The sequence below is a fragment of the Streptomyces sp. NPDC088097 genome, assembly GCF_044741845.1.
In the GTDB taxonomy this organism is placed as follows: Bacteria; Actinomycetota; Actinomycetes; order Streptomycetales; family Streptomycetaceae; genus Streptomyces.
In genome coordinates this window covers 111853-130781 of the sequence record NZ_JBIUTJ010000003.1, presented here as the reverse complement: position 1 = coordinate 130781, position 18929 = coordinate 111853, and the positions used below count along the sequence as shown (strand labels likewise).

Genomic DNA, 18929 nt, shown 5'->3' with positions numbered 1-18929 from the left:
CTCGCCGAGGGTCCCGGTCGATGGGGGGATGGAGGGTTCACGGCAGCGCGCAATTAGTTCAGCTAGAATCCGAACTAATCCGAGGGCTGTCAAGACACCAGGACGCACGCCGTGTCAAACGCCCCTCGTTTCGGGACACTTGGCCGACCGGCAGCCCCGTGGCCCCCTCCGACTCCCGCAGAGACGAGGACCCGATGACCGACCTCGGTACGGCGACCGCACCGCCCGCCGCCCGCACCGGCACCTCCGCCGGCCCCTCCTCCCCCCGGGACCGAGGGTCCATCCGGCGCACCAACCTCGCTGTGGTGCTGCGGATCCTGGGGGAAGCGGGGCCACGCTCACGGGCCCGGATCGCCACCGAGACCGGCCTGCCCAAGCCGACCGTCACCAGCCTCGTGGCCGAACTCGTCGCCCTGGGCCTGGTCCGCGAAGGACCCGCGCAACGGGAGGGCGCCGTGGGCCGCCCCGGGACCCTGGTCCACCTCGACGGCGGCGACATCTGCGGCATCGGGGTGGAGATCAGCACCAGCTACGTCCACGTCCTCGCCCTCACCCTGAGCGGGGACCGCGCCTACGAACACCGTGGAGCCGTCGCGGTTGCCGGAGCCGGCTCCGAAGCGGTCCTGGACGTCACCGCCGCGGCGATCCGGACCTGCCTCGCCGCGCTCGACCACGACGGGGTCCGCCCCGTCGGCCTCACCCTCGCTGTACCCGGCGTCATCGACGCGGCCGCCGGCACCGTCGACTACGCACCCGCCCTCGGCTGGCGCGGCGTACCCGTCCGCGAAGGACTCCTGGCCCGCCTGACCGGGACGCCGCCGGGGCTCGTCGTGGAGAACGACGCCAAGCTGGCCGCCCTCGCCGAACACGCCCTGGTCCAGGGGGAGGACGTGTCCGACATGGTGTGCATCACCGGCGAACGCGGCATCGGCGCCGGCATCATCAGCGAAGGCCGGCTGCTGCGCGGGGCCACCGGCTTCGCGGGCGAGGTCGGCCACATGCCCCTCGACCCGCAGCGCCGACCCTGCGTCTGCGGGCGGCTCGGGTGCTGGGAGGTCATGGTCGGCCTGGACGCGATCCTGCGCCTGGCCGCCGACGAGGACGACCCGGTCCACGACCCGACCGTCGCCCTCGAAACCCGCCTGGGGGAGCTGCGCCGGCGCGCGCGGGACGGCGATCCGCGCACCCGCGAGGCGTTGGCCCGCGTGGCCGAGGACCTCGGCCTGGGCCTGGGCCTCCTGGCCGACGTCCTCAACCCCCACACGGTCGTCCTGGGCGGGTACTTCACGCACATCGGGGACCTGATGCTGGAGCGGGTCCGCGAAGTGGTCCGGGCACGTGTGATGGCACCCGCCGCCGGAGCGTGCGAAGTGCGGCTCTCCACCCTGGGGTTCGGCGCCGCGGCCCGAGGCGGAGCCCATCTCGCGCTCGACGCGGTCTACCAGGACCCGGGCGCGGTCTGACGCCGGGCACCCGCGCACGGGCCCGCCCCCGCCTCGCGCGCGGGCCCGCCCTGCCCCCGCGCACGGCCCGGGTCGTCAGCCCGGCAGCGCGTCACCCTGTACCGCCTGGATGTTCAGCTCCACCCGCAGTTGTGTGCCGATGGCCGCGATGCCCGCCTGGACCACCTGGTTGTAGTTCATGGCGAAGTCCTCGCGGCGCAGCTCGGCGGTGGCGCGGAAGGCGGCGCGGGTGCCGCCCCAGGGATCGGCGCCGGTTCCGAGGTAGGCGAGGTCGAGGTCGACGGGCCGGGCGACCCCGTGCAGGGTGAGTTCGCCGTGCACGCTCCAGCGGTCGGACCCGGCGGGGGTCAGACCCGTCGAGCGGTAGGTGATCTCCGGGTACGTCTCCACGTCCAGGAAGTCGGCCGACCTCAGGTGGCCGTCGCGCATCGCGTTGCCGGTGTCCATGGAGGCGGCGTTGATCACCGCCTCGACCCGGGACGCGGACACCTCCTGCGGATCGATGTCGATCCGTCCGCCGAACTCCGTGAACCGCCCGTGCACGCTGGAGATGCCCAGGTGCTGCGCGACGGCGCCCACGGAGGAGTGCGCCGGGTCGATCGTCCACGGGCCCGGCGGGGGGAGTTCGGTGCCGCCCTGGCGGGCGAGGACCACGTTGCCCACCTCGGCGCGCCCGCTCGCCGTCACCAGCGCACTGGACGCGGAGGGCGCGTAGCCCACCGCCGTGACGATCACGGTGTACGCGCCCGGCGCGAGCGCCACCGCGTCGCGCACGGCGCCCTCGCCGTCGGCTTCGGCGCGCACCACCTGCGCGCCCTTCGTGTCGGTCACCGTGACGACCGCGTGCGATACGGCCCATCCGTCACGCGTGCGGATCCGTGCGGTCAGTGCCATGCCGTTGTCTCCCTGCGAGGTCTTTCGATGGTCGTGCCGAGCGGCTCGGAGCCGGAGCCGGAGTCGGAACCGGCTCCGGAGCCGCGCGGCCCGTGGGGCGCCCTCGCCGGGGCGCCCCACGGGCCGGAGGGCGGCTACTCCCCGGGGTGGGCGAGTTCGATGTCGTGCCCGTCGACGCCCGGACCGCCCACGGTCAGGGCCGTGGCCACCGGCGGGTAACCCGTCGCGATGACCGTGTAGTCGCCGCCGCCGAGGTCGGTGAAGGCGTACGCGCCGTCCGCGCCGGTCCGGGCCGTGCCCACGACGTTGCCGGCGGCGTCGACCAGGGTGACCCGCGCGTCGCCGAGCGGTCCGGCCGGAGCCCGTACGACGCCCTGGAGGCGTGCGCCCGCGCTCAGTTCGACCTCGACACGGGTGACGCCGACGCCGGCGACCTCGACGGGCAGCGCCGCCGGGCGGTGGGAGGGGGCGCTCACCGCGACGGTCACGGAGCCCGGGACCAGGTCGGTGAAGGTGAACTCGCCCTGCCGGTCCGTGGTACCGGTGGCCAGGACGTCACCGCGCACGTCGGTCACGATGACCATGGCCTGCTCGACGGGTGCGCCGCTGCCGGCGGCCCGTACGAGCACGCCCAGGCCGCTGGTGCCGCTGAGCAGGATGTCGTAGGCGAGGGGCTCGCCGTTCACGACGATCGTCGAGGCCTGCGGCTGGAAGCCGTCGGCGGAGGCGATCAGGACGTACGAGCCGTCGCCGGGAGCCTCCACGGAGTACGAGCCGTCGGCCTGCGCGACCGACCGGCCGAGCTGCCGTCCCGCGAGCGAGATCAGCGTCACCGCCGCCCGCGGCACTGGCGCGTGCTCCGCGCCGCGCACGTGGCCGTGTACCGGAGTACCACCGTTCACAGGTCCGGACCCTTCGTTCGTCATCGTGGCCACGGAGCCCGCGGCGGCCTGCTGCGCTTCGGCCCCTTCACGTTCGGACCGCACGGCCCGGCCGCCGTCGGCCGCGCTCCCGGCCGCCGACTCCGTCCTGGCCTGCGGCACGAGGGCCTGGGCGGCCGGTGCGGTGGCGGGGGTCGCGGCGGTGTCCTCGGACTGCGCGGCCTGGGCCAGACCGCCCGAGGTGCGCAGGGGGACCTCCTTGATGAAGATCGCGACGATGAAGGCGATCAGGGCCAGCGGCGCGGCGATCAGGAAGACGTCCGCGATGCCGTGACCGTAGGCGCTCTCCATCACGGTGCGCAGCGGAGCGGGCAGGCTGTCCATGTCGGGGATGGCGCCGGAGCTCTGCGCCGCGGCGGCCTGGTACTTCGGGTCCAGGGTGGAGAGGCCGTCCTGGGCGTAGTGGCCGATCCGGTTGGCCATGACCGCGCCGAGCGCGGAGACGCCGATCGCGCCGCCGAGGGAACGGAAGAACGTCACCGTGGAGCTGGCCGAGCCGAGGTCGGAGGGGGCCACCTGGTTCTGCGTGCACAGCACGAGGTTCTGCATCATCATGCCGATGCCGAGGCCCAGGAGCGCCATGAAGATCGCGATGTGCCAGTAGGTGGTGTCGTAGCGGATCGTGCCCAGCAGCCCCAGGCCGGCGGTCACGAGCGCGCCGCCGCTGAGCAGCCACGCCTTCCAGCGGCCGGTCTTGGTGATGACCTGGCCGGAGACGGTGGACGAGACGAACAGGCCACCGATCATCGGGATGGTCATGACGCCCGACATGGTCGGGGAGTTGTCGCGGGCCAGCTGGAAGTACTGGCTGAAGAAGACGGTGCCGGTGAACATCGCGACGCCGACGAAGAGCGAGGCGATCGAGGAGAGCGCGATGGTGCGGTTGCGGAACAGGCGCAGCGGGATGATCGGTTCGGAGGCCTTGCTCTCGACGAGCAGGAACAGCAGGCCGAGCGCGATGGATCCGCCGACCATGGCGCCGGTCTGCCAGGACATCCAGTCGTACTTGTCGCCCGCGAAGGTGACCCAGATCAGCAGCAGGGAGACGGCGGCGGAGATGAAGAAGGCGCCGCCCCAGTCGACCTTGACCTCACGCTTGACGACGGGCAGGTGGAGGGTCTTCTGGAGGACGATCAGCGCGATGATCGCGAAGGGCACGCCGACGTAGAAGCACCAGCGCCAGCCGAGCCACGAGGTGTCGGTGATGACGCCGCCGAGCAGCGGGCCGCCGACGGTGGCGACGGCGAAGACGGCGCCGAGGTAGCCGCTGTAACGGCCGCGCTCGCGCGGGGAGATCATCGCGGCCATCACGATCTGCGCGAGGGCGGAGAGGCCGCCGACGCCGATGCCCTGCACCACGCGGCAGGCGATGAGCATGCCGGCGTTGTGCGAGAGACCGGCGGCGGCCGAACCCAGCACGTAGATGACGAGGGCGATCTGTACGAGCGCCTTCTTGCTGTAAAGGTCCGACAGCTTGCCCCAGAGGGGTGTGGTCGCGGTCATGGAGAGCAGCGCCGCGGTGACGACCCAGGTGTAGGCGGACTGTCCGCCGCCCAGGTCGCCGATGATCTCGGGCAGGGCGTTGGAGACGATCGTCGACGACAGGATCGCGACGAACATGCCGAGCAGCAGCCCGGAGAGGGCCTCCATGATCTGGCGGTGGGACATCGGCGCGGCGGCGTCGCCGGCTCCGTGCTTGGCGTGCGAGCCCCGCACACCGATCGGTGTGTTCGTTGCCATGGGCTTCCTAACGTTCTTCATGCGGGTGTTCGGGTGATCGGTTCTGCCGTGTTCGCGGGCCGCTGTGGGGAGCGGCCGTCGCCGAAGCTCGTGCGCAGCCGGCCCATCAGCTGGATGAGCAGGCGCACCTCTTCGTCGGTCCAGTCGTCGAGCCGGTCGGCGAGGAGCCGTGAGGTGCGACGGGAGAGTTCGTCGAGCCGGTCCTGCCCGGTGCTGGTGAGGTGGAGGATCCGGGAGCGCCTGTCGGCGGGGTCGGGGCGGCGTTCGATCCAGCCCCGGTCCGCGACGTGCGCGACGTGGCGGCTGGTGACCGACATGTCCACGGAGAGCAGCTCGGCCAGCCTGCTCATGCGCATGGCGCCGTGCCGTCCGAGGAGGGCCAGGACGGCGGCCGAGGCCGCCGGGCAGTCGTGCGGCAGGATCCGCCCCATGTCCCTCTTCACGGATCCGATGGCACTGAGCTCGCGAGCCAGTTCCTCGTACTGCGCCTGCCGGGCCATCACACCTCCGATGTGGTTGCTTTGGGCAACCGTAAAAAAGGTGGTTGCTCCAGGCAAATCGAGAGGCCGATTTGGGGCTAAAAAGTTGACAAAGGCAAGTATTGCTTCCGTAAACGCGCAGGTCGGACGGGGGAGTGGGCGACGGAAACGGGCGCGTGGATGCGGAGAGAGGCGTGCGGGGCGCGCGGGGCGCCGAGGGCACGCAAGCGCATGTCATCTCTGCAAGTAATTTGCGTAAGTGGGGCTCATTTTTGCGTACCCAACTGGTACGGTGCGCACGTGAGCATCCAGAGGCTAGCCCAGGTGGCCGAGATGGCCGGCGTCAGCACGACTACGGTGAGTCGCGTCCTGAACGGCAATCGGGACGTGTCACCCACCACCCGAGAGGCCGTCCTGACCGCCGTGGACGTGTGCGGTTTCGAGCGGCCGGTGCGGTTCCGGCGGGAGCGCGCCCAGTTGATCGGACTGGTCGTGCCCGACCTGCAGAACCCCGTTTTCTCGGCGACGTCGGAAGTCCTCGCGGGCCTGCTCAACGGTCACGGCCTGGTCCCGGTGCTGTGCACGAGGACGGCGGACGGGGTCAGCGAATCCCACTACGTGGACATGTTGCTGGAGCAGAACGTCGGCGGAATCGTCTTCGTGGGAGCCAGCTACGCGGATGTCGGCGAGGCCCAGGGCCGCGCCCTGCGACAGCGCGGGATCCCCGTCGTCCTGGTGAACCCGGCCGACGAGAACGCCGGCGTCGCCCAGGTTTCGGTGGACGACGCGGGAGCCGCCGAGCAGGCCTTGACGCACCTGGCGGCCCTCGGCCACGAGCGGATCGGAATGATCGTCGGCCCGTCCGGACACGTGCCGTCCGTCCGTAAAATCGCAGGTTACGCGGCCTTCAACGCGCGGCGCGGGGTGCCCGCGAAGGACTGGAGGGCGCTCGTCGCGCACGCCCTCTTCTCCATGGAGGGCGGCGCGACGGCCCTGGCCCAGCTGCTGCCGCGCGGGGTCACGGCCGTGGTCTGCGCCAGCGACGCGTTGGCCCTCGGCGCGATCCGCGGCGCCCGCAGGCGGGGGCTTGACGTCCCCGCGGAGCTGTCCGTCGTGGGGTTCGACGACTCCCTGTTCATGGTGGCGACGGACCCGCCGCTCACGACGGCCCGGCAGCCCGTCGCGGCGATGGCCTCGGCGGCGGTGCAGTTCCTGACCGAGCAGATCCGCACGGGTGTAGCGGGGAGCACGGAGGTCCTCTTCGACACCGAACTGATCGTGCGGGGCTCGACCGCGAGGCCCCCCGCACGGGGGTGACGGCGGGGTCGGCAGGGGGCCGGGCGGGGGGTCGGAGAGGGCCCCGTGGAGGTGTTCAAGAGGGTCCGGCCACGGCCGGGCCCTCTTCGCGCGTGCCGGGAGGTCCGCGCGAACCCGCCCCCGGTGCACGTCACTGTGTGTGATGCCCTTCCGTGACGGGCTCCAATCTCTTGCGTAACATTATTGACTTCTTGCGTTCACGACTTCTACTGTCGCGCCATCGAAGCCCGCTCAGCGTCGCAGTCGCCCTCGGGGCCGCGACCTGACGCGGACACCGTTCCCCGTTCCCCCGGGGCGCCGTCGTGTCCGCAGTCGAAGCCAGGAGGCACCGTTCCATGGATGGCATCACCAGACGTCGCGCCCTGTTCGCGTCCACCGCCGTCGTCGCCGCGCTCGCCCTCTCGGCGTGTGGATCGGGCGGCTCACCCGACGCCGCGGGCGGCGCCGACGGGGTCGTGACGATCACCGTCAACGGAATGCCCGCCAAGACCCAGGCCGACGACCGCAAGGACTTCGAAGACCTGGTCAAGCAGTTCGAGGCCGCGCATCCGAAGATCAAGATAGATGCGCGCGAAGGCCAGATGGACCCCAAGACCTTCGCTGCGAAGCTGGCCGGCGGCCGGCTGGAGGACGTCTACTACGTCTACTTCACCGACCCCGCCGGACTCATCCAGCGCCGCCAGGCCGCGGACATCACCCCCTACCTGGCGGACGTCCCGTACCTGTCCGACGTACGCCCCGAACTCCAGGCGGTGTTCAAGGACGCCGGCGGCAAGACCTACGGGCTGCCCACCGGCAACTACTCCATGGGCCTCGTCTACAACCGCGAGCTGTTCCGCAAGGCGGGCCTCGACCCCGACAAGCCGCCGACGACCTGGGAAGAGGTCCGCGCCGCCGCGAAGAAGATCAGCGAGCTGGGGGACGGCACGGTGGGCTACGCCGACTACAGCAAGAACAACCAGGGCGGCTGGCACCTCACGTCCTGGCTCTACTCGATGGGCGGCGACGTCGCGACCCGACAGAACGGCACGTGGAAGGCCGCCTTCGACAGCGACGCCGGCCACAAGGCGCTCCAGACCCTCCACGACATGCGCTGGACCGACCGGAGCATGGGCAGTCGCCAACTGCTGGAGATAGCCGATGTCCAGAAGATGATGGGCTCCGGCAAGCTGGGGATGTACATGGCCGGACCCGACAACATCCCCACCATCGTCAAGCAGTTCGAGCGCAAGTACGAGGAGTTCGGCCTTGCCGCGCTCCCCGGCAGCGCGACCCTCGGTGGCGGCGACGGCTTCATGTTCAACCCCAAGGCCTCACCCGAGAAGATCAAGGCCGGACTCCAGTGGGTCCAGTGGAAGTACCTCAACCCCGACCGGGAAGAGGAGAACGTCACGAAGTTCTCCGGACTCGGTGTCCCGATCGGCCTGCCGCAGCCCAATCTCTTCGGCGGCGCGGCCCAGCAGAAGGTCGACGCCATCCACGCCGCGCACGCGAACGTGCCGCAGCAGAACTACAAGCCGTTCGTGGACCGCAGCCCCCAGGTCGAGGTCAAGGTCGAGCCGCCGAACGCACAGCAGATCTACACCGTCCTGGACGGGGTGATGCAGTCCGTCCTGACCAAGGAGGACGCGAACATCCCCCAGCTGCTCAAGGACGCCGCGGCCCGGGCCGACGGCATCCTCGCCACGGTGAAGTGACGTGACCGCACTCCCGACCGGCGCGGTCCACGCCCCGGCCAAGCGCGCGGGAGCGGCCCCGGACCGGGTGCGCCGGGTGCGCCGGCTGCGCGAGAACCTCGTCGCCTACCTCTTCCTGTCCGCCGCGCTGATCTGCTTCGCGCTCTTCGCCTGGTACCCGATCGTCCGCGGCGTCCTCCTCGGCTTCCAGCAGGTGACCTTCGCCCAACCCGCCGAGTGGGTCGGCCTCGACAACTTCCGCCGCCTGTTCGCGGACCCGCTCTTCGCCACAGCCTGGCGCAACACCGGCTACTTCACCCTGCTCGCGCTCGTCTTCGGCTTCGCGGCCCCCTTCGTGACCGCGGTCGTCCTGAACGAACTGCGCCGCGGCCAGTCCTACCTGCGCCTGACCGTCTACCTCCCGGTGATGCTCCCGCCGATCGTGACCATGCTGCTCTGGCGCTGGATCTACGATCCCGGCCCGGGCCTGTTCAACAAGGTCCTCGACGTCCTCCACCTGCCCGCCCAACAGTGGCTGGAGTCGGAGAACCTCGCGATGGTCTCGCTCGTCCTCGTCTCCACCTGGGCCAACATGGGCACAACGACGCTGGTCTACCTGGCGGCCCTCGGCGGCATCCCCGGCGAACTCTACGAAGCTGCCGAACTCGACGGGGCGTCCATCCGCCGCCGGCTGTGGCACGTGACCATCCCGCAGGTCAGGTTCATCCTCCTGATCACCCTGCTGCTCCAGGTCATCGGCACCATGCAGGTGTTCGTCGAACCCTTCGTCCTCACCGGCGGAGGCCCGAACGACGCCACCGTCACGATCCTCCTCCTGCTCTACCGCTACGCCTTCGTCTACAACGACTTCGGACTGGCCAGCGCCATGAGCACGCTGCTCTTCGTCGTCCTGGGCCTCTTCGCGGGCGTGTACCTGCGCCTGACCCGAAACAAGGGCTGAAAGGACCGACATGGCCACCCCCGAATCCCGCGCCCGCTCCCTGATCGCACCCGCCGAACTGACCAGGCCCGTCGGCCGCTTCCTGCACGGCTTCGTCCTCGTCGCGACCCTGATCGGCTTCACCCTGGCCTTCGTCTTCCCGCTCTACTGGATGGTGACCGGCGCACTGAAGTCCTCGGCGGAACTGGCCGACCCGCACCCCTCGCTCCTGCCGAGCACCTGGCACCCCGAGAGCTACGGCCAGGCGTGGACCAACGTCGGCCTCGCCGGATACTTCCTCAACACCGTGACGCTCGCCGTCGGGGCCTGGCTGTTCCAGCTGGTGATCGACGTCTGCGCCGCGTACGCCCTCTCCAAGCTCCGGCCGGTGCTGGGCAACGTCGTCCTCGGCATGATGCTGGCGACCCTCATGCTGCCGGTCTCCGCGCTCCTCGTGCCGACCTACCTCACGGTCGTGGACGTACCGCTCGTCCACGTGAACCTGATCAACACCCCGTTCGCGATCTGGTTGCCCGCAGCGGCCAACGCCTTCAACGTCTTCATCCTCAAACGGTTCTTCGACCAGGTCCCCACCGAGTTGATCGACGCCGCCCGCATCGACGGCGCCGGAACCGTACGCATCCTGGCCTCGGTGATCCTGCCGCTGTCGCGCCCCGTGCTCGCGGTCGTCTCCATCTTCGCCGTCGTGGGGGTCTGGAAGGACTTCCTCTGGCCGATGCTCGTCCTGCCGGACGAGGCCGAACAGCCCATCACCGTCGCCCTGAACCGCCTGGCCGAATTCATGCCGGCCAACCAACTGCTCGCGGGGATGGTCATGGCGAGCATCCCGCTGCTCGTGCTCTTCCTGCTCTTCCAGCGGCACATCATCTCCGGCCTCACCGCAGGCAGCCTCAAGGGCTGACCCGGCCCCGGCCCCTCCCCGCTTCCCCTCTCCACACCGCCGCGGTGACGGACCACCGCGGCGATCCCCGCCGCGCCCTCCCGTCCCCCGGGAAGCGCACCGACAGACAAGGACACGACGCCGTGCCTTCTGTACGAGGAACCCGCACCCGCACCGCCCGCCTGTTGTCCCCCCTCCTCCTCACCGCCCTCGCGACGGCAGGCCTCGGCCTCCCGCTCGCCGCCGCCGGCGCCGCCCACGCCGCCACCGTCACCCTGGAGGCCGAGTCGGCCGTGTTGTCGGGTGGGGTGCGGGCGGAGTCCGAGCATCCCGGTTTCACCGGCAGTGGTTATGTGGGTGGCTTCACGGACGGGAACAAGGGCAGTGCTTCGGTGGCGTTCGCGGTGCCGTCGGCGTCGGCGGGTACGGGGTCGGTGGCGATCCGGTACGCGAACGGTACGGGCGGCGCGCAGACGTTGAGCCTGTACGCGAACGGCTCGAAGGTGCGGCAGATCTCGCTGCCCGCGACCGCGAACTGGGACACCTGGGGCACGCTCCAGGAGTCGTTGCCCCTGGCCAAGGGCGCCAACACGGTCACCCTGAGCTTCACCACCACCGACTCCGGCAACGTCAACATCGACCGTCTCACCCCCACCACCCCGACCACGGAACCCACCGATCCGCCCGTGACCCTCACCCACCAGGCCGAGACCGCCTTCGCCTCCGGCGGCCCCACCGTCGCCGGTTCCGCCGGATCGGGCGGCACCGGCTACCTCACCGGATTCACCACCCCCGGAGCCCGCGCCGCCTTCTCCGTGTCCGCCCCCGCCGCCGGCACCCGCCAGGTCGCCGTCCGCTACCGCACCCCCGGCGCGAACGCGGCCACCGTCACCCTCCACGCCAACGGCAGCCCCGTGCGCCGCCTCACCCTCCCCGCCACCTCGGGCGCCTGGGCCACCCTCACCACCGACGCGCCCCTGCGCGCCCCACTCAACACGCTCACCCTGCGCACCGAGGCCGGTGACAACGGGGACTTCCAGCTCGACGGCGTGGACGTCACCGGATCCACCCCGAACGCCGCCCGCGGCGCCACCCTCCCGTACACGACCTACGAGGCGGAGGCCGGCGTCACCAACGCCTCCGTCACGGCCGCGGACCGTACCTACAAGACGCTCGCCTCCGAGGCCTCGGGCCGCCGGGCCGTCGTGCTCGACCAGACGGGGGAGTACGTCCAGTTCACCCTCACCAAGGCCACCAACGCCGTCACCGTGCGGTACTCGATGCCCGACAACGCGGCCGGCACCGGAACCAACGCCACCCTCAGCCTCTACGCCGACGGAACCCACACCAAGGACCTCGCCCTCACCTCCAAGTACAGCTGGGTCTACGGCGCCTACCCCTACGGCAACGACCCCTCACAGGGCGAGGCCCACCGCTTCTTCGACGAGACCCGCACCCTCACCGGCACCTTCCCGGCCGGCACGGTGTTGAAGTTCCAGAAGGACGCCGGCGACACCGCCGCCTCCTACGCGATCGACCTCGTGGAAACCGAGACGGCCCCCGATCCGGCCGCCATGCCCGGCACCGGATTCGTCTCCGCGACCACCCTCGGCGTCACCCCGAACGACGGGAGCGACGACACCGCCGCCCTGAACAGCGCCCTCGTCACCGCCAAGGGCCAGGGCAAGGGGCTCTGGCTCCCCGCCGGCACCTACGACATCTCCGGCCACGTCGACCTCGCCGGAAACGTGCTGCGGGGCGCCGGGGAATGGCACACCACCCTGCGCGGCAAGAACGGCAAGGGAGGCCTCTTCGGACGGGGCGGCACCAACACCGTCCAGGACCTGACCCTCAACGGCGGGGCCGACCACCGCGACGACGCCAACAGCGACGCCGCCGTCGAGGGCGACTTCGGCAACGGCTCCACGCTCCAGAACGTGTGGATCCAACACAGCAAGGTCGGCCTGTGGATCGACGCCCCCACCCGGGGCCTGCTCGCCACCGGACTGCGCATCCGCGACACCTACGCCGACGGGGTCAACCTCCACAAGGGCACCTCCGGCAGCGAGGTCTCCCAGAGCAGCGTGCGCAACACCGGTGACGACGCGCTCGCCATGTGGTCCGAGGCCTCGGCCGTCACGGACTGCGTGCTCCGCCTCAACACCGTCCAACTGCCCCTCCTGGCCAACGGAGCCGCGATCTACGGCGGCAGCGGCAACCGCATCGAGGACAACCTGATCGCCGACACCGTCACCGGCGCCTCCGGAATCGCCGTCAGCACCCGCTTCGGCATCCCCTTCAGCGGACCGGCGACCGTCCAGCGCAACACCCTCTCCCGGACCGGTGGTTACGAGCCGAACTGGCAGAGCAAGCTCGGCGCGCTGTGGGTGTACGCGGACGCCTCCGAAATCACCACACCGGTCCTCCTCCAGGACAACGACATCCTGGACAGCACCTACAGCGGCCTGCTCGTCTCCTGGCAGAAGAACGTCTCCGACCTCACGGTGAAGAACAACCGGATCGCCAAGACCGGCACCTACGGCATCGAGATCAACGCGGCCGGGTCCGGCACCTTCAGCGGTGTCACGGTCACCGAGGCCGCGAGCGGCGGCCTGAGCCTCGCGGGCGGCTTCACCGTCAACCGGGGCGCCGGCAACTCCGGCTGGTAGCCACTCCCCGGCGGCAGGGGCGCGGGACCCCACCCGGCCCGCGCCCCTGCCGCCGCGCACCACCTCCACAGCCTTCGCCTTCCGCAGCAGCCGCGCGCCACCCCGCGGCACCCCGAACCCCACCAGGAGACGCCGTGCCCGACACCGCCGCCCCCCGCCCCGAGGCAGCGCCCTGGTGGCGCCACGCATCGATCTACCAGATCTACATCCGCAGCTTCGCCGACGGCAACGGCGACGGCGTGGGCGACATCGCCGGCGTCCGCTCCCGCCTGCCCTACCTGCGCGAACTCGGCGTCGACGCACTCTGGTTCAACCCCTGGTACGTGTCGCCCATGGCCGACGCCGGCTACGACGTGGCCGACTACCGTGACATCGACCCGCTCTTCGGCACCCTCGCCGAGGCGGAGGAGCTGATCGCCAAGGCGCACGAACACGGACTGCGCGTCATCGTCGACCTCGTCCCCAACCACTGCTCCGACCGGCACCCCTGGTTCCCGCGGGCACTCGCCGCCGGACCCGGGTCACCCGAACGCGACCGGTTCTGGTTCCTCCCCGGCCGCGGCGCACACGGCGAACTACCGCCCAACGACTGGCAGTCGTACTTCGGCGGCCCCGCCTGGACCCGCGTCACCGAGGCAGATGGCGCCCCCGGCCCCTGGTACCTGCACATGTTCGCCCCCGAACAGCCGGACCTGAACTGGGAACACCCGGAAGTGCGGACGGAGTTCGAGGACATCCTGCGCTTCTGGCTCGACCGCGACGTCGACGGCTTCCGCATCGACGTCGCGCACGGCCTCGCCAAGAAGCCCGGCCTCCCCGACGTCGGCCCGAGCCCCGACCCGAGCGACCTGCCCTACCAGGACGTGGACGCCGTGCACGACGTGTACCGCGGCTGGCGCAGGATCCTCGACTCCTACCCGGGCGAGCGGGCCTTCATCGGCGAGGTGTGGCTGCCCGAGGCCCAACAGTTCGCCCGCTACCTGCGCCCCGACGAACTGCACTCCGCCTTCAACTTCGACTTCCTCTGCTGCCCGTGGGACGCCGAGGCGCTGCGCAAGGTCGTCGACTCCACCGTGGAGGTCCACCGGACCGTCGACGCGCCGCCGACCTGGGTCCTGTCCAACCACGACACCATCCGCCACGTCACCCGCTACGGGCGCGAGGACACCTCCTTCGACATGGGCGACAAACGGCTCCTGGACCCCAGCGACCCGGCCCTCGGCCGACGGCGGGCCCGGGCCGCCGCCCTGATCACCCTCGCCCTGCCCGGAGGCGTCTACGTCTACCAGGGCGACGAACTCGGCCTCCCGGAGGTCCAGGACCTGCCCGATGCGGTCCTCCAAGACCCGACGTTCGTCCGCTCCGGGGGCCTCGACCGGGGCCGCGACGGCTGCCGGGTCCCCCTGCCCTGGGCGGGGCACACCCCGTCCCTCGGGTTCTCCCCGGGGCCGCGGGCCGCCGACCCGTGGTTGCCACAGCCCCCCGCATGGGCCGCCCTCTGCGTCACCGCGCAGGACGGCGACCCGGACTCCTTCCTCACCCTCTACCGCGAGGCCCTCGCCCTGCGCCGCGCCGGCCTGGCCGCCCTGCCACAGACCCTGACCTGGACGGACACGGGGCCGGACACCCTGGGCTTCGACCGCCCCGGCGCCGATTTCCGCTGCCTTACCAACTTCGCCGGGCTCCAGCCGCTGCCGGCGGACGCCGAGGTCCTGCTCAGCAGCGGCCCGCTCCGGCCCGGCCCGAACGGCGCCACACTCCTGCCGGCGGACACCACCGTATGGCTCCGCACGCGCCCGGCGGGCTGGGGCTCGGAGTGCTGACCAGGGCCTACTTGGGGGCGGCCTGGCAGGCGGCGGCAGCCGTCGCGTCGGACACCCTGCTCTCGGTCAGGCCGCTCACGCACTTCTCGTGGTCGCCGGTCAGGCCCACGTAGCAGGCCATGCGGACGGAGTCCGGTGCCTCGCCGCCCTGCAGCTCGCGCTCCACTTGATTGATGCACTGGGTGACGTCCGCCTGGGCGGCCGGGGCCATGAGGGCCGCGCCACCGCCGAATGCGAGGGTCAGGCCGGTGAGGACTCCTGCGATACGGGTCGACGTGCGCATGGGACGCACCTGCTCTCCGAGGTCGTCGCCGCCCGGGACCTGGATGTTCCGGAGCGCGCGAAAATTCCGGCGTCGAGCCGGGACGGGTGGGGGTGCGGATCCCGGGGGTGCCGCACCGGACCGGGCTGCTCGACGTGCCCCCACCTTCGACGCTAGCGGGGTTCGTGGGCCGCTGCCCGGCAGGCGCCGTTCGCGGCGCCGCCCGCGACCCCGGCCCCGGTAAGCCCGGCCACACAGCCTTGGAGGTCACCGCTCACACCTCGGTGGCAGGCCGACAGCACCGCGTCGTTGAGGTCCGCCCCCGCCTGGGTGGCCGTACGTGTGCAGGCGGGGATGTCCGCGTGGGCGGCGGGGGCCACGAGGGCCGCGCCGCCCATCGTGAGGGCCAAGCCGCTGAGGACACCGGCGATTCGAGTCACTGTGCGCATGGGAACGCACCTGCCTTCCAGGATGGTCTCGGCTCGGCCTCCCCGTGATGCCCGAGGGGGCTAACGTGCGCTGACGGCGAAGACCTCCACGGCGAACTGCCCGCTCGTCCCGATCCCCGTCTCCTTGAACGCGCAGTTCAGGATCGCCGCGCGGTGGCCCCGTTCGCTGGCCATCCAACCGTCGACGTGGGCCTTCGAGGAGTCGAAGCCCGGTCCGGAGACGTTCTCCGAGGACTGCCCCGCCGGCGAGTACCCGGCCTTCTCCATGCGGGACAGCGCGCTGGACCCGTCCGAGCCGTCATGCCCGGTGAGCCCGTTGGCCGCCATGTCGTCGGCGTGCGCCTGGGCCGCCTGCATGAGCCGCGGGTCTGCCTTCAGAGGCTCGCAACCGGCCTTCGCCCGCTCGGCGTTGACCAGGCTGAGGATCTCGCCCGGAGACGAGGCCCGCACGGTGAGGGGGGTGACGGACGCCGACACCGAGGCGGCGGCCGACACGGGCACGGCACTCGCGGCGGCCGCACCGCCCATGACCAGCAGCGGCGCCGTGCACGCGGCGGCGCAGACACAACGGATCCAACGGTTCCTCGTACGCATGGGAGTTCCCTTCGCGCAGAAGCGGGCGAGGTGGCCGGAGCGGCGCGAGCGATCGGTCGCGGGGGCGCGCCTCCTGCTGCTTCCACCGTATGACCGGGTGCGCCGCACCACGAGCCGAGCCGAGCCGCGCCGTCGGCGAAGGGCTACGGCTGCCGACAGGTGTGGAAGCGGCTGGAGTGGACGTGGCCGAAGGACGACGGAAGCCGCGGAATCCCCTTGCCCGGGGCAACGGTCAGTGCGCGTCCCTTGTAGTCGGGGCGGTTGTACACGGTGACGCACCGCACCCGCGGTTCGCCGCCGACGCGTTGCGAGCCGGCTGCGTTCCACACCGAGGCCGCGTCGTTGAAGCCGACGTAGGCGGTCGTCTCGGGGTAGCGCGGCATGTCCTGCGCCACGAGGCTCACGACACCCGTGTAGGACGGGCCGGTCCAGCCGCAGACCCACCCCGGGGTGCAGCGCTCCGCGGGCGCCGCGGAACCGCCCGAGCCGGCGTGGGCCGCGGGGGCGACGGCGAGGGTGAGAAGGAGGGCGAGGGCGCCGTACAAGGTGACGCTCCGGCGGCGCGAGCCGGTCCGTCGGGTCGGGTCCTCGGTGCGTGGGGTCACGCCGATCACCGCCGTTCCGCGGCCGGGAGATGGGGGTGGCGCCGGAGCGGCCGTGGCCCCGGGACTCCATCGCACCCCTCGTCCGCCTTGATCGCACTCCGGTGGCGCCCCGGGCGTCGGACCCCCACCGAAACCGCAGGTGAGCCACTGCGCGGTGGCAGACGCGGTGCGCCGACGCCGGGCCGAGGGGATACTGGGACGAGCTGGACCCACCGGCGGCGGCCGGACGGCCGCCGACCCGAGCACGCACCAGCACGCATCGCCGATGGTCGTGTCCCGCCATCGCCCCGAACCGGCCGTGCGACCCGCTTCCGCTGTGCGACCCGCTTCCACTGTGCGACCCGTTCGCGCGATCGCCGTGACGTGAGCCGGTTCCTCCCGCATGCCCTCCGCGCGACCTGGAGGTCGCAGTGAACCTCACACGAATCCCCCGCCGCGCCGCGGCCGCCGCCTCGACGGCCCTGTTGGCCGGAGGCCTCCTGTTGGCCGGAGGCGCCGGTGCGACCGTCGCGTCCTCGGCCGGCTTCCCCGAGGCGATCAGTCCGGGAGAGCAGCAGGCCATGCTCGCCGAGACCAACGGCATACGCCAGGAAAACGGCCAACCGCCCCTCACGTGGGACGCGGGACTCGCCACCCAGGCCCAGGGATGGGCCGACGACCCGAAGTCCGCCGCGGGCAATCGGCTGAACCACAGCACGGCGAACGTCGCCGAGAACATCTCCAGCGTCGGACCGCCCGGAGCCGTCGGACAATGGGCCGCCGAGAAGGGCGCCTACGACGCGGCAGGCCCCAACTACGACACCGACAGCGCCTCGTACGCGGACTGGGGCCACTACTACAACATGGTCCAGCCCACCTACACGAAGATGGGCTGCGGCGCGAAGAGCGGCGTGAGCGTCCCCGGTGGCTGGGTCACCGTGTGCCAGTACTCCTGAGGCGCCCGACCGCGCGCATTCCCGTTCCGTCGGGTCCGGCGCCGACCCACGGCCCCGCCCTATTAGGGGACGCGCGCGGTCCATTCCTCGGTGGCGAACTTCGTCGCCGCCAACTCCTTCGCCCCGGCCATCTCTTCGGCGCTCACCGGGTCGTCCGTCAGCCCGTACCGGCCCCGGAACGCGGCGACCATCCGGTCGATGACCTCCTGCCGGGACAGCCCCGTCTGCCGACGCAGCGGATCCACCCGCTTCTTGGCACTCCGGGTGCCCTTGTCCGAGAGCTTCTCCCGGCCGATGCGCAGGACGTCGGTCATCTTGTCGGCGTCGATGTCGTAGGCCATGGTCACGTGGTGCAACACGGCCCCCTTGCCGGACACGATGCGCTTCTGCGCGGCGCCCGCGATCTTCCCCGCCTCCGTGGCGATGTCGTTCAGCGGTTGGTACCAGGCGCTGACGCCCATCTCGCCCAGGGCTCCCAGCACCCAGTCGTCGAGGTAGGCGTAGGAGTCGGCGAACGACAGCCCCGAGACCAGCGACTCCGGCACCGACAGCGAGTACGTGATGGTGTTGCCCGGCTCGATGAACATGGCCCCGCCACCCGAGATCCGGCGCACCACGGTCATACCGTGCCGTCGCGCGGCCTCCGGGTCGACCTCATTGCGCAGCGACTGGAAGCTGCCGATGACCACGGCGGGCGCGGCCCACTCCCACACCCGCAGCGTCGGTGGCCTGCGCCCCGCGGCCACCTCGTGGGTCAGCACCTCGTCCAGCGCCATGTGCAGGGCCGGCTCCTGCGGCGGCATCCGGACCAGCCGCCAGTCGTGCGCGGCCCATTCGGTGGCCCGGGCCAGGGCGCGGCGCACCGCGACGGCGACGCCCTCGGCGCTCACCCCGTACATGTGCGTGCCGGGCGGCAGGGCGGCCGTGATCCGAGCGGCCAGCGCGGCGGCGTCGGCATCGGCCGGAGCACCTTCGAGGGCCCCGTTGACGGCGTCGAGGGCCTCGTCCGGTTCGAGGAAGAAGTCGCCGGAGACCCGTACGTCGCGCAGGTGGCCCCCCTCGCGCTCCAGATCGACGACGACGAGCTTGCCGCCCGGAACCTTGTACTCACCGTGCACCGGTAGACGCCTCTCGAAGCCATGACCGGCTTGACCGGTATTGCGTGGACACCCCACGGTATCCGACGCCGTGCCCGGTGGCGGAGCGTCACCCGTGCGAGGGAACATCGCGTCCACCGCCAA

General features: G+C 71.5%; 16 protein-coding genes. 8 read left to right on the top strand and 8 right to left on the bottom strand.

Going from position 1 to position 18929, the window contains the following annotated elements; translation table 11 throughout:
- Positions 1–194: 194 nt before the first annotated feature.
- Positions 195–1463 (top strand): ROK family transcriptional regulator, encoded by a 1269-nt coding sequence (locus ACIOD1_RS10660; protein ID WP_365612508.1) that lies wholly within the window; start codon positions 195–197, stop codon positions 1461–1463.
- A 75-nt stretch (positions 1464–1538) separates the two neighbouring features.
- Here ACIOD1_RS10660 and ACIOD1_RS10655 read toward each other — a convergent pair whose 3' ends face one another.
- The 3 genes from ACIOD1_RS10655 to ACIOD1_RS10645 all read right to left on the bottom strand — a co-directional run bounded on the left by ACIOD1_RS10655 (position 1539) and on the right by ACIOD1_RS10645 (position 5538).
- Entirely contained in the window at positions 1539–2357 is an 819-nt protein-coding gene (locus ACIOD1_RS10655) for a YceI family protein (RefSeq protein WP_401901510.1), read from the bottom strand.
- A 134-nt stretch (positions 2358–2491) separates the two neighbouring features.
- Positions 2492–5038, bottom strand: a complete 2547-nt coding sequence (locus ACIOD1_RS10650) for an MFS transporter (protein WP_365612514.1) — start codon at positions 5036–5038, stop codon at positions 2492–2494.
- 17 nt (positions 5039–5055) lie between these two features.
- The gene (locus ACIOD1_RS10645) at positions 5056–5538 is read right to left on the bottom strand and encodes a MarR family transcriptional regulator (protein WP_365612517.1); all 483 of its coding nucleotides are present in this window, start codon (positions 5536–5538) and stop codon (positions 5056–5058) included.
- A gap of 312 nt (positions 5539–5850) precedes the next feature.
- On the opposite strand from ACIOD1_RS10645, the gene ACIOD1_RS10640 reads away from it, so the two are divergent.
- From ACIOD1_RS10640 to ACIOD1_RS10615, 6 genes are all read left to right on the top strand, one after another.
- Positions 5851–6834 carry a LacI family DNA-binding transcriptional regulator gene (locus tag ACIOD1_RS10640; protein WP_401902320.1) on the top strand — a complete coding sequence of 328 codons (984 nt, stop codon included), beginning with the start codon at positions 5851–5853 and terminating at the stop codon, positions 6832–6834.
- Positions 6835–7169: 335 nt separating this feature from the next.
- A complete protein-coding gene (locus tag ACIOD1_RS10635; RefSeq protein WP_365612523.1) occupies positions 7170–8531 on the top strand; it encodes an extracellular solute-binding protein in 1362 nt (453 codons plus the stop codon).
- Position 8532: 1 nt separating this feature from the next.
- Complete coding sequence (locus tag ACIOD1_RS10630) at positions 8533–9471, top strand: carbohydrate ABC transporter permease (protein WP_401901507.1); 939 nt, start codon at positions 8533–8535, stop codon at positions 9469–9471.
- A gap of 10 nt (positions 9472–9481) precedes the next feature.
- Positions 9482–10372 (top strand): carbohydrate ABC transporter permease, encoded by an 891-nt coding sequence (locus ACIOD1_RS10625; RefSeq protein WP_365612525.1) that lies wholly within the window; start codon positions 9482–9484, stop codon positions 10370–10372.
- Positions 10373–10494: 122 nt separating this feature from the next.
- Positions 10495–13020, top strand: coding sequence for a carbohydrate-binding protein (locus ACIOD1_RS10620; RefSeq protein WP_401901504.1), 2526 nt, complete (start codon positions 10495–10497; stop codon positions 13018–13020).
- 134 nt (positions 13021–13154) lie between these two features.
- Positions 13155–14843, top strand: a complete 1689-nt coding sequence (locus ACIOD1_RS10615; protein ID WP_401901502.1) for an alpha-amylase family glycosyl hydrolase — start codon at positions 13155–13157, stop codon at positions 14841–14843.
- A 7-nt stretch (positions 14844–14850) separates the two neighbouring features.
- Here ACIOD1_RS10615 and ACIOD1_RS10610 read toward each other — a convergent pair whose 3' ends face one another.
- From ACIOD1_RS10610 to ACIOD1_RS10595, 4 genes are all read right to left on the bottom strand, one after another.
- Positions 14851–15126: a hypothetical protein gene (locus ACIOD1_RS10610; RefSeq protein ID WP_365612534.1), complete on the bottom strand. Its 276-nt coding sequence runs from the start codon at positions 15124–15126 to the stop codon at positions 14851–14853.
- Between the two features lie 152 nt (positions 15127–15278).
- Positions 15279–15554, bottom strand: a complete 276-nt coding sequence (locus ACIOD1_RS10605; protein ID WP_365612537.1) for a hypothetical protein — start codon at positions 15552–15554, stop codon at positions 15279–15281.
- A gap of 60 nt (positions 15555–15614) precedes the next feature.
- Positions 15615–16148 carry a CAP domain-containing protein gene (locus tag ACIOD1_RS10600; protein ID WP_401901496.1) on the bottom strand — a complete coding sequence of 178 codons (534 nt, stop codon included), beginning with the start codon at positions 16146–16148 and terminating at the stop codon, positions 15615–15617.
- A gap of 143 nt (positions 16149–16291) precedes the next feature.
- Positions 16292–16753: a peptidase inhibitor family I36 protein gene (locus tag ACIOD1_RS10595; RefSeq protein WP_365612542.1), complete on the bottom strand. Its 462-nt coding sequence runs from the start codon at positions 16751–16753 to the stop codon at positions 16292–16294.
- 410 nt (positions 16754–17163) lie between these two features.
- On the opposite strand from ACIOD1_RS10595, the gene ACIOD1_RS10590 reads away from it, so the two are divergent.
- Positions 17164–17688 (top strand): CAP domain-containing protein, encoded by a 525-nt coding sequence (locus ACIOD1_RS10590; RefSeq protein WP_365612545.1) that lies wholly within the window; start codon positions 17164–17166, stop codon positions 17686–17688.
- 62 nt (positions 17689–17750) lie between these two features.
- On the opposite strand, the gene ACIOD1_RS10585 is transcribed toward ACIOD1_RS10590, so the two are convergent.
- Positions 17751–18806 (bottom strand): biotin/lipoate A/B protein ligase family protein, encoded by a 1056-nt coding sequence (locus ACIOD1_RS10585; RefSeq protein WP_365612548.1) that lies wholly within the window; start codon positions 18804–18806, stop codon positions 17751–17753.
- Between the last annotated feature and the right edge of the window lie 123 nt (positions 18807–18929).

What these genes read in the sequence shown, in the direction of transcription:
- ACIOD1_RS10635 (WP_365612523.1), top strand. Translation starts at nt 7,170, where the DNA reads ATGGATGGCATCACCAGACGTCGCGCCCTGTTCGCGTCCACCGCCGTC.
- ACIOD1_RS10600 (WP_401901496.1), bottom strand. Translation starts at nt 16,148, where the DNA reads ATGCGTACGAGGAACCGTTGGATCCGTTGTGTCTGCGCCGCCGCGTGC.
- ACIOD1_RS10645 (WP_365612517.1), bottom strand. Translation starts at nt 5,538, where the DNA reads ATGGCCCGGCAGGCGCAGTACGAGGAACTGGCTCGCGAGCTCAGTGCC.
- ACIOD1_RS10610 (WP_365612534.1), bottom strand. Translation starts at nt 15,126, where the DNA reads ATGCGCACGTCGACCCGTATCGCAGGAGTCCTCACCGGCCTGACCCTC.
- ACIOD1_RS10640 (WP_401902320.1), top strand. Translation starts at nt 5,851, where the DNA reads ATGGCCGGCGTCAGCACGACTACGGTGAGTCGCGTCCTGAACGGCAAT.
- ACIOD1_RS10655 (WP_401901510.1), bottom strand. Translation starts at nt 2,357, where the DNA reads ATGGCACTGACCGCACGGATCCGCACGCGTGACGGATGGGCCGTATCG.
- ACIOD1_RS10605 (WP_365612537.1), bottom strand. Translation starts at nt 15,554, where the DNA reads ATGCGCACAGTGACTCGAATCGCCGGTGTCCTCAGCGGCTTGGCCCTC.
- ACIOD1_RS10650 (WP_365612514.1), bottom strand. Translation starts at nt 5,038, where the DNA reads ATGGCAACGAACACACCGATCGGTGTGCGGGGCTCGCACGCCAAGCAC.
- ACIOD1_RS10625 (WP_365612525.1), top strand. Translation starts at nt 9,482, where the DNA reads ATGGCCACCCCCGAATCCCGCGCCCGCTCCCTGATCGCACCCGCCGAA.
- ACIOD1_RS10660 (WP_365612508.1), top strand. Translation starts at nt 195, where the DNA reads ATGACCGACCTCGGTACGGCGACCGCACCGCCCGCCGCCCGCACCGGC.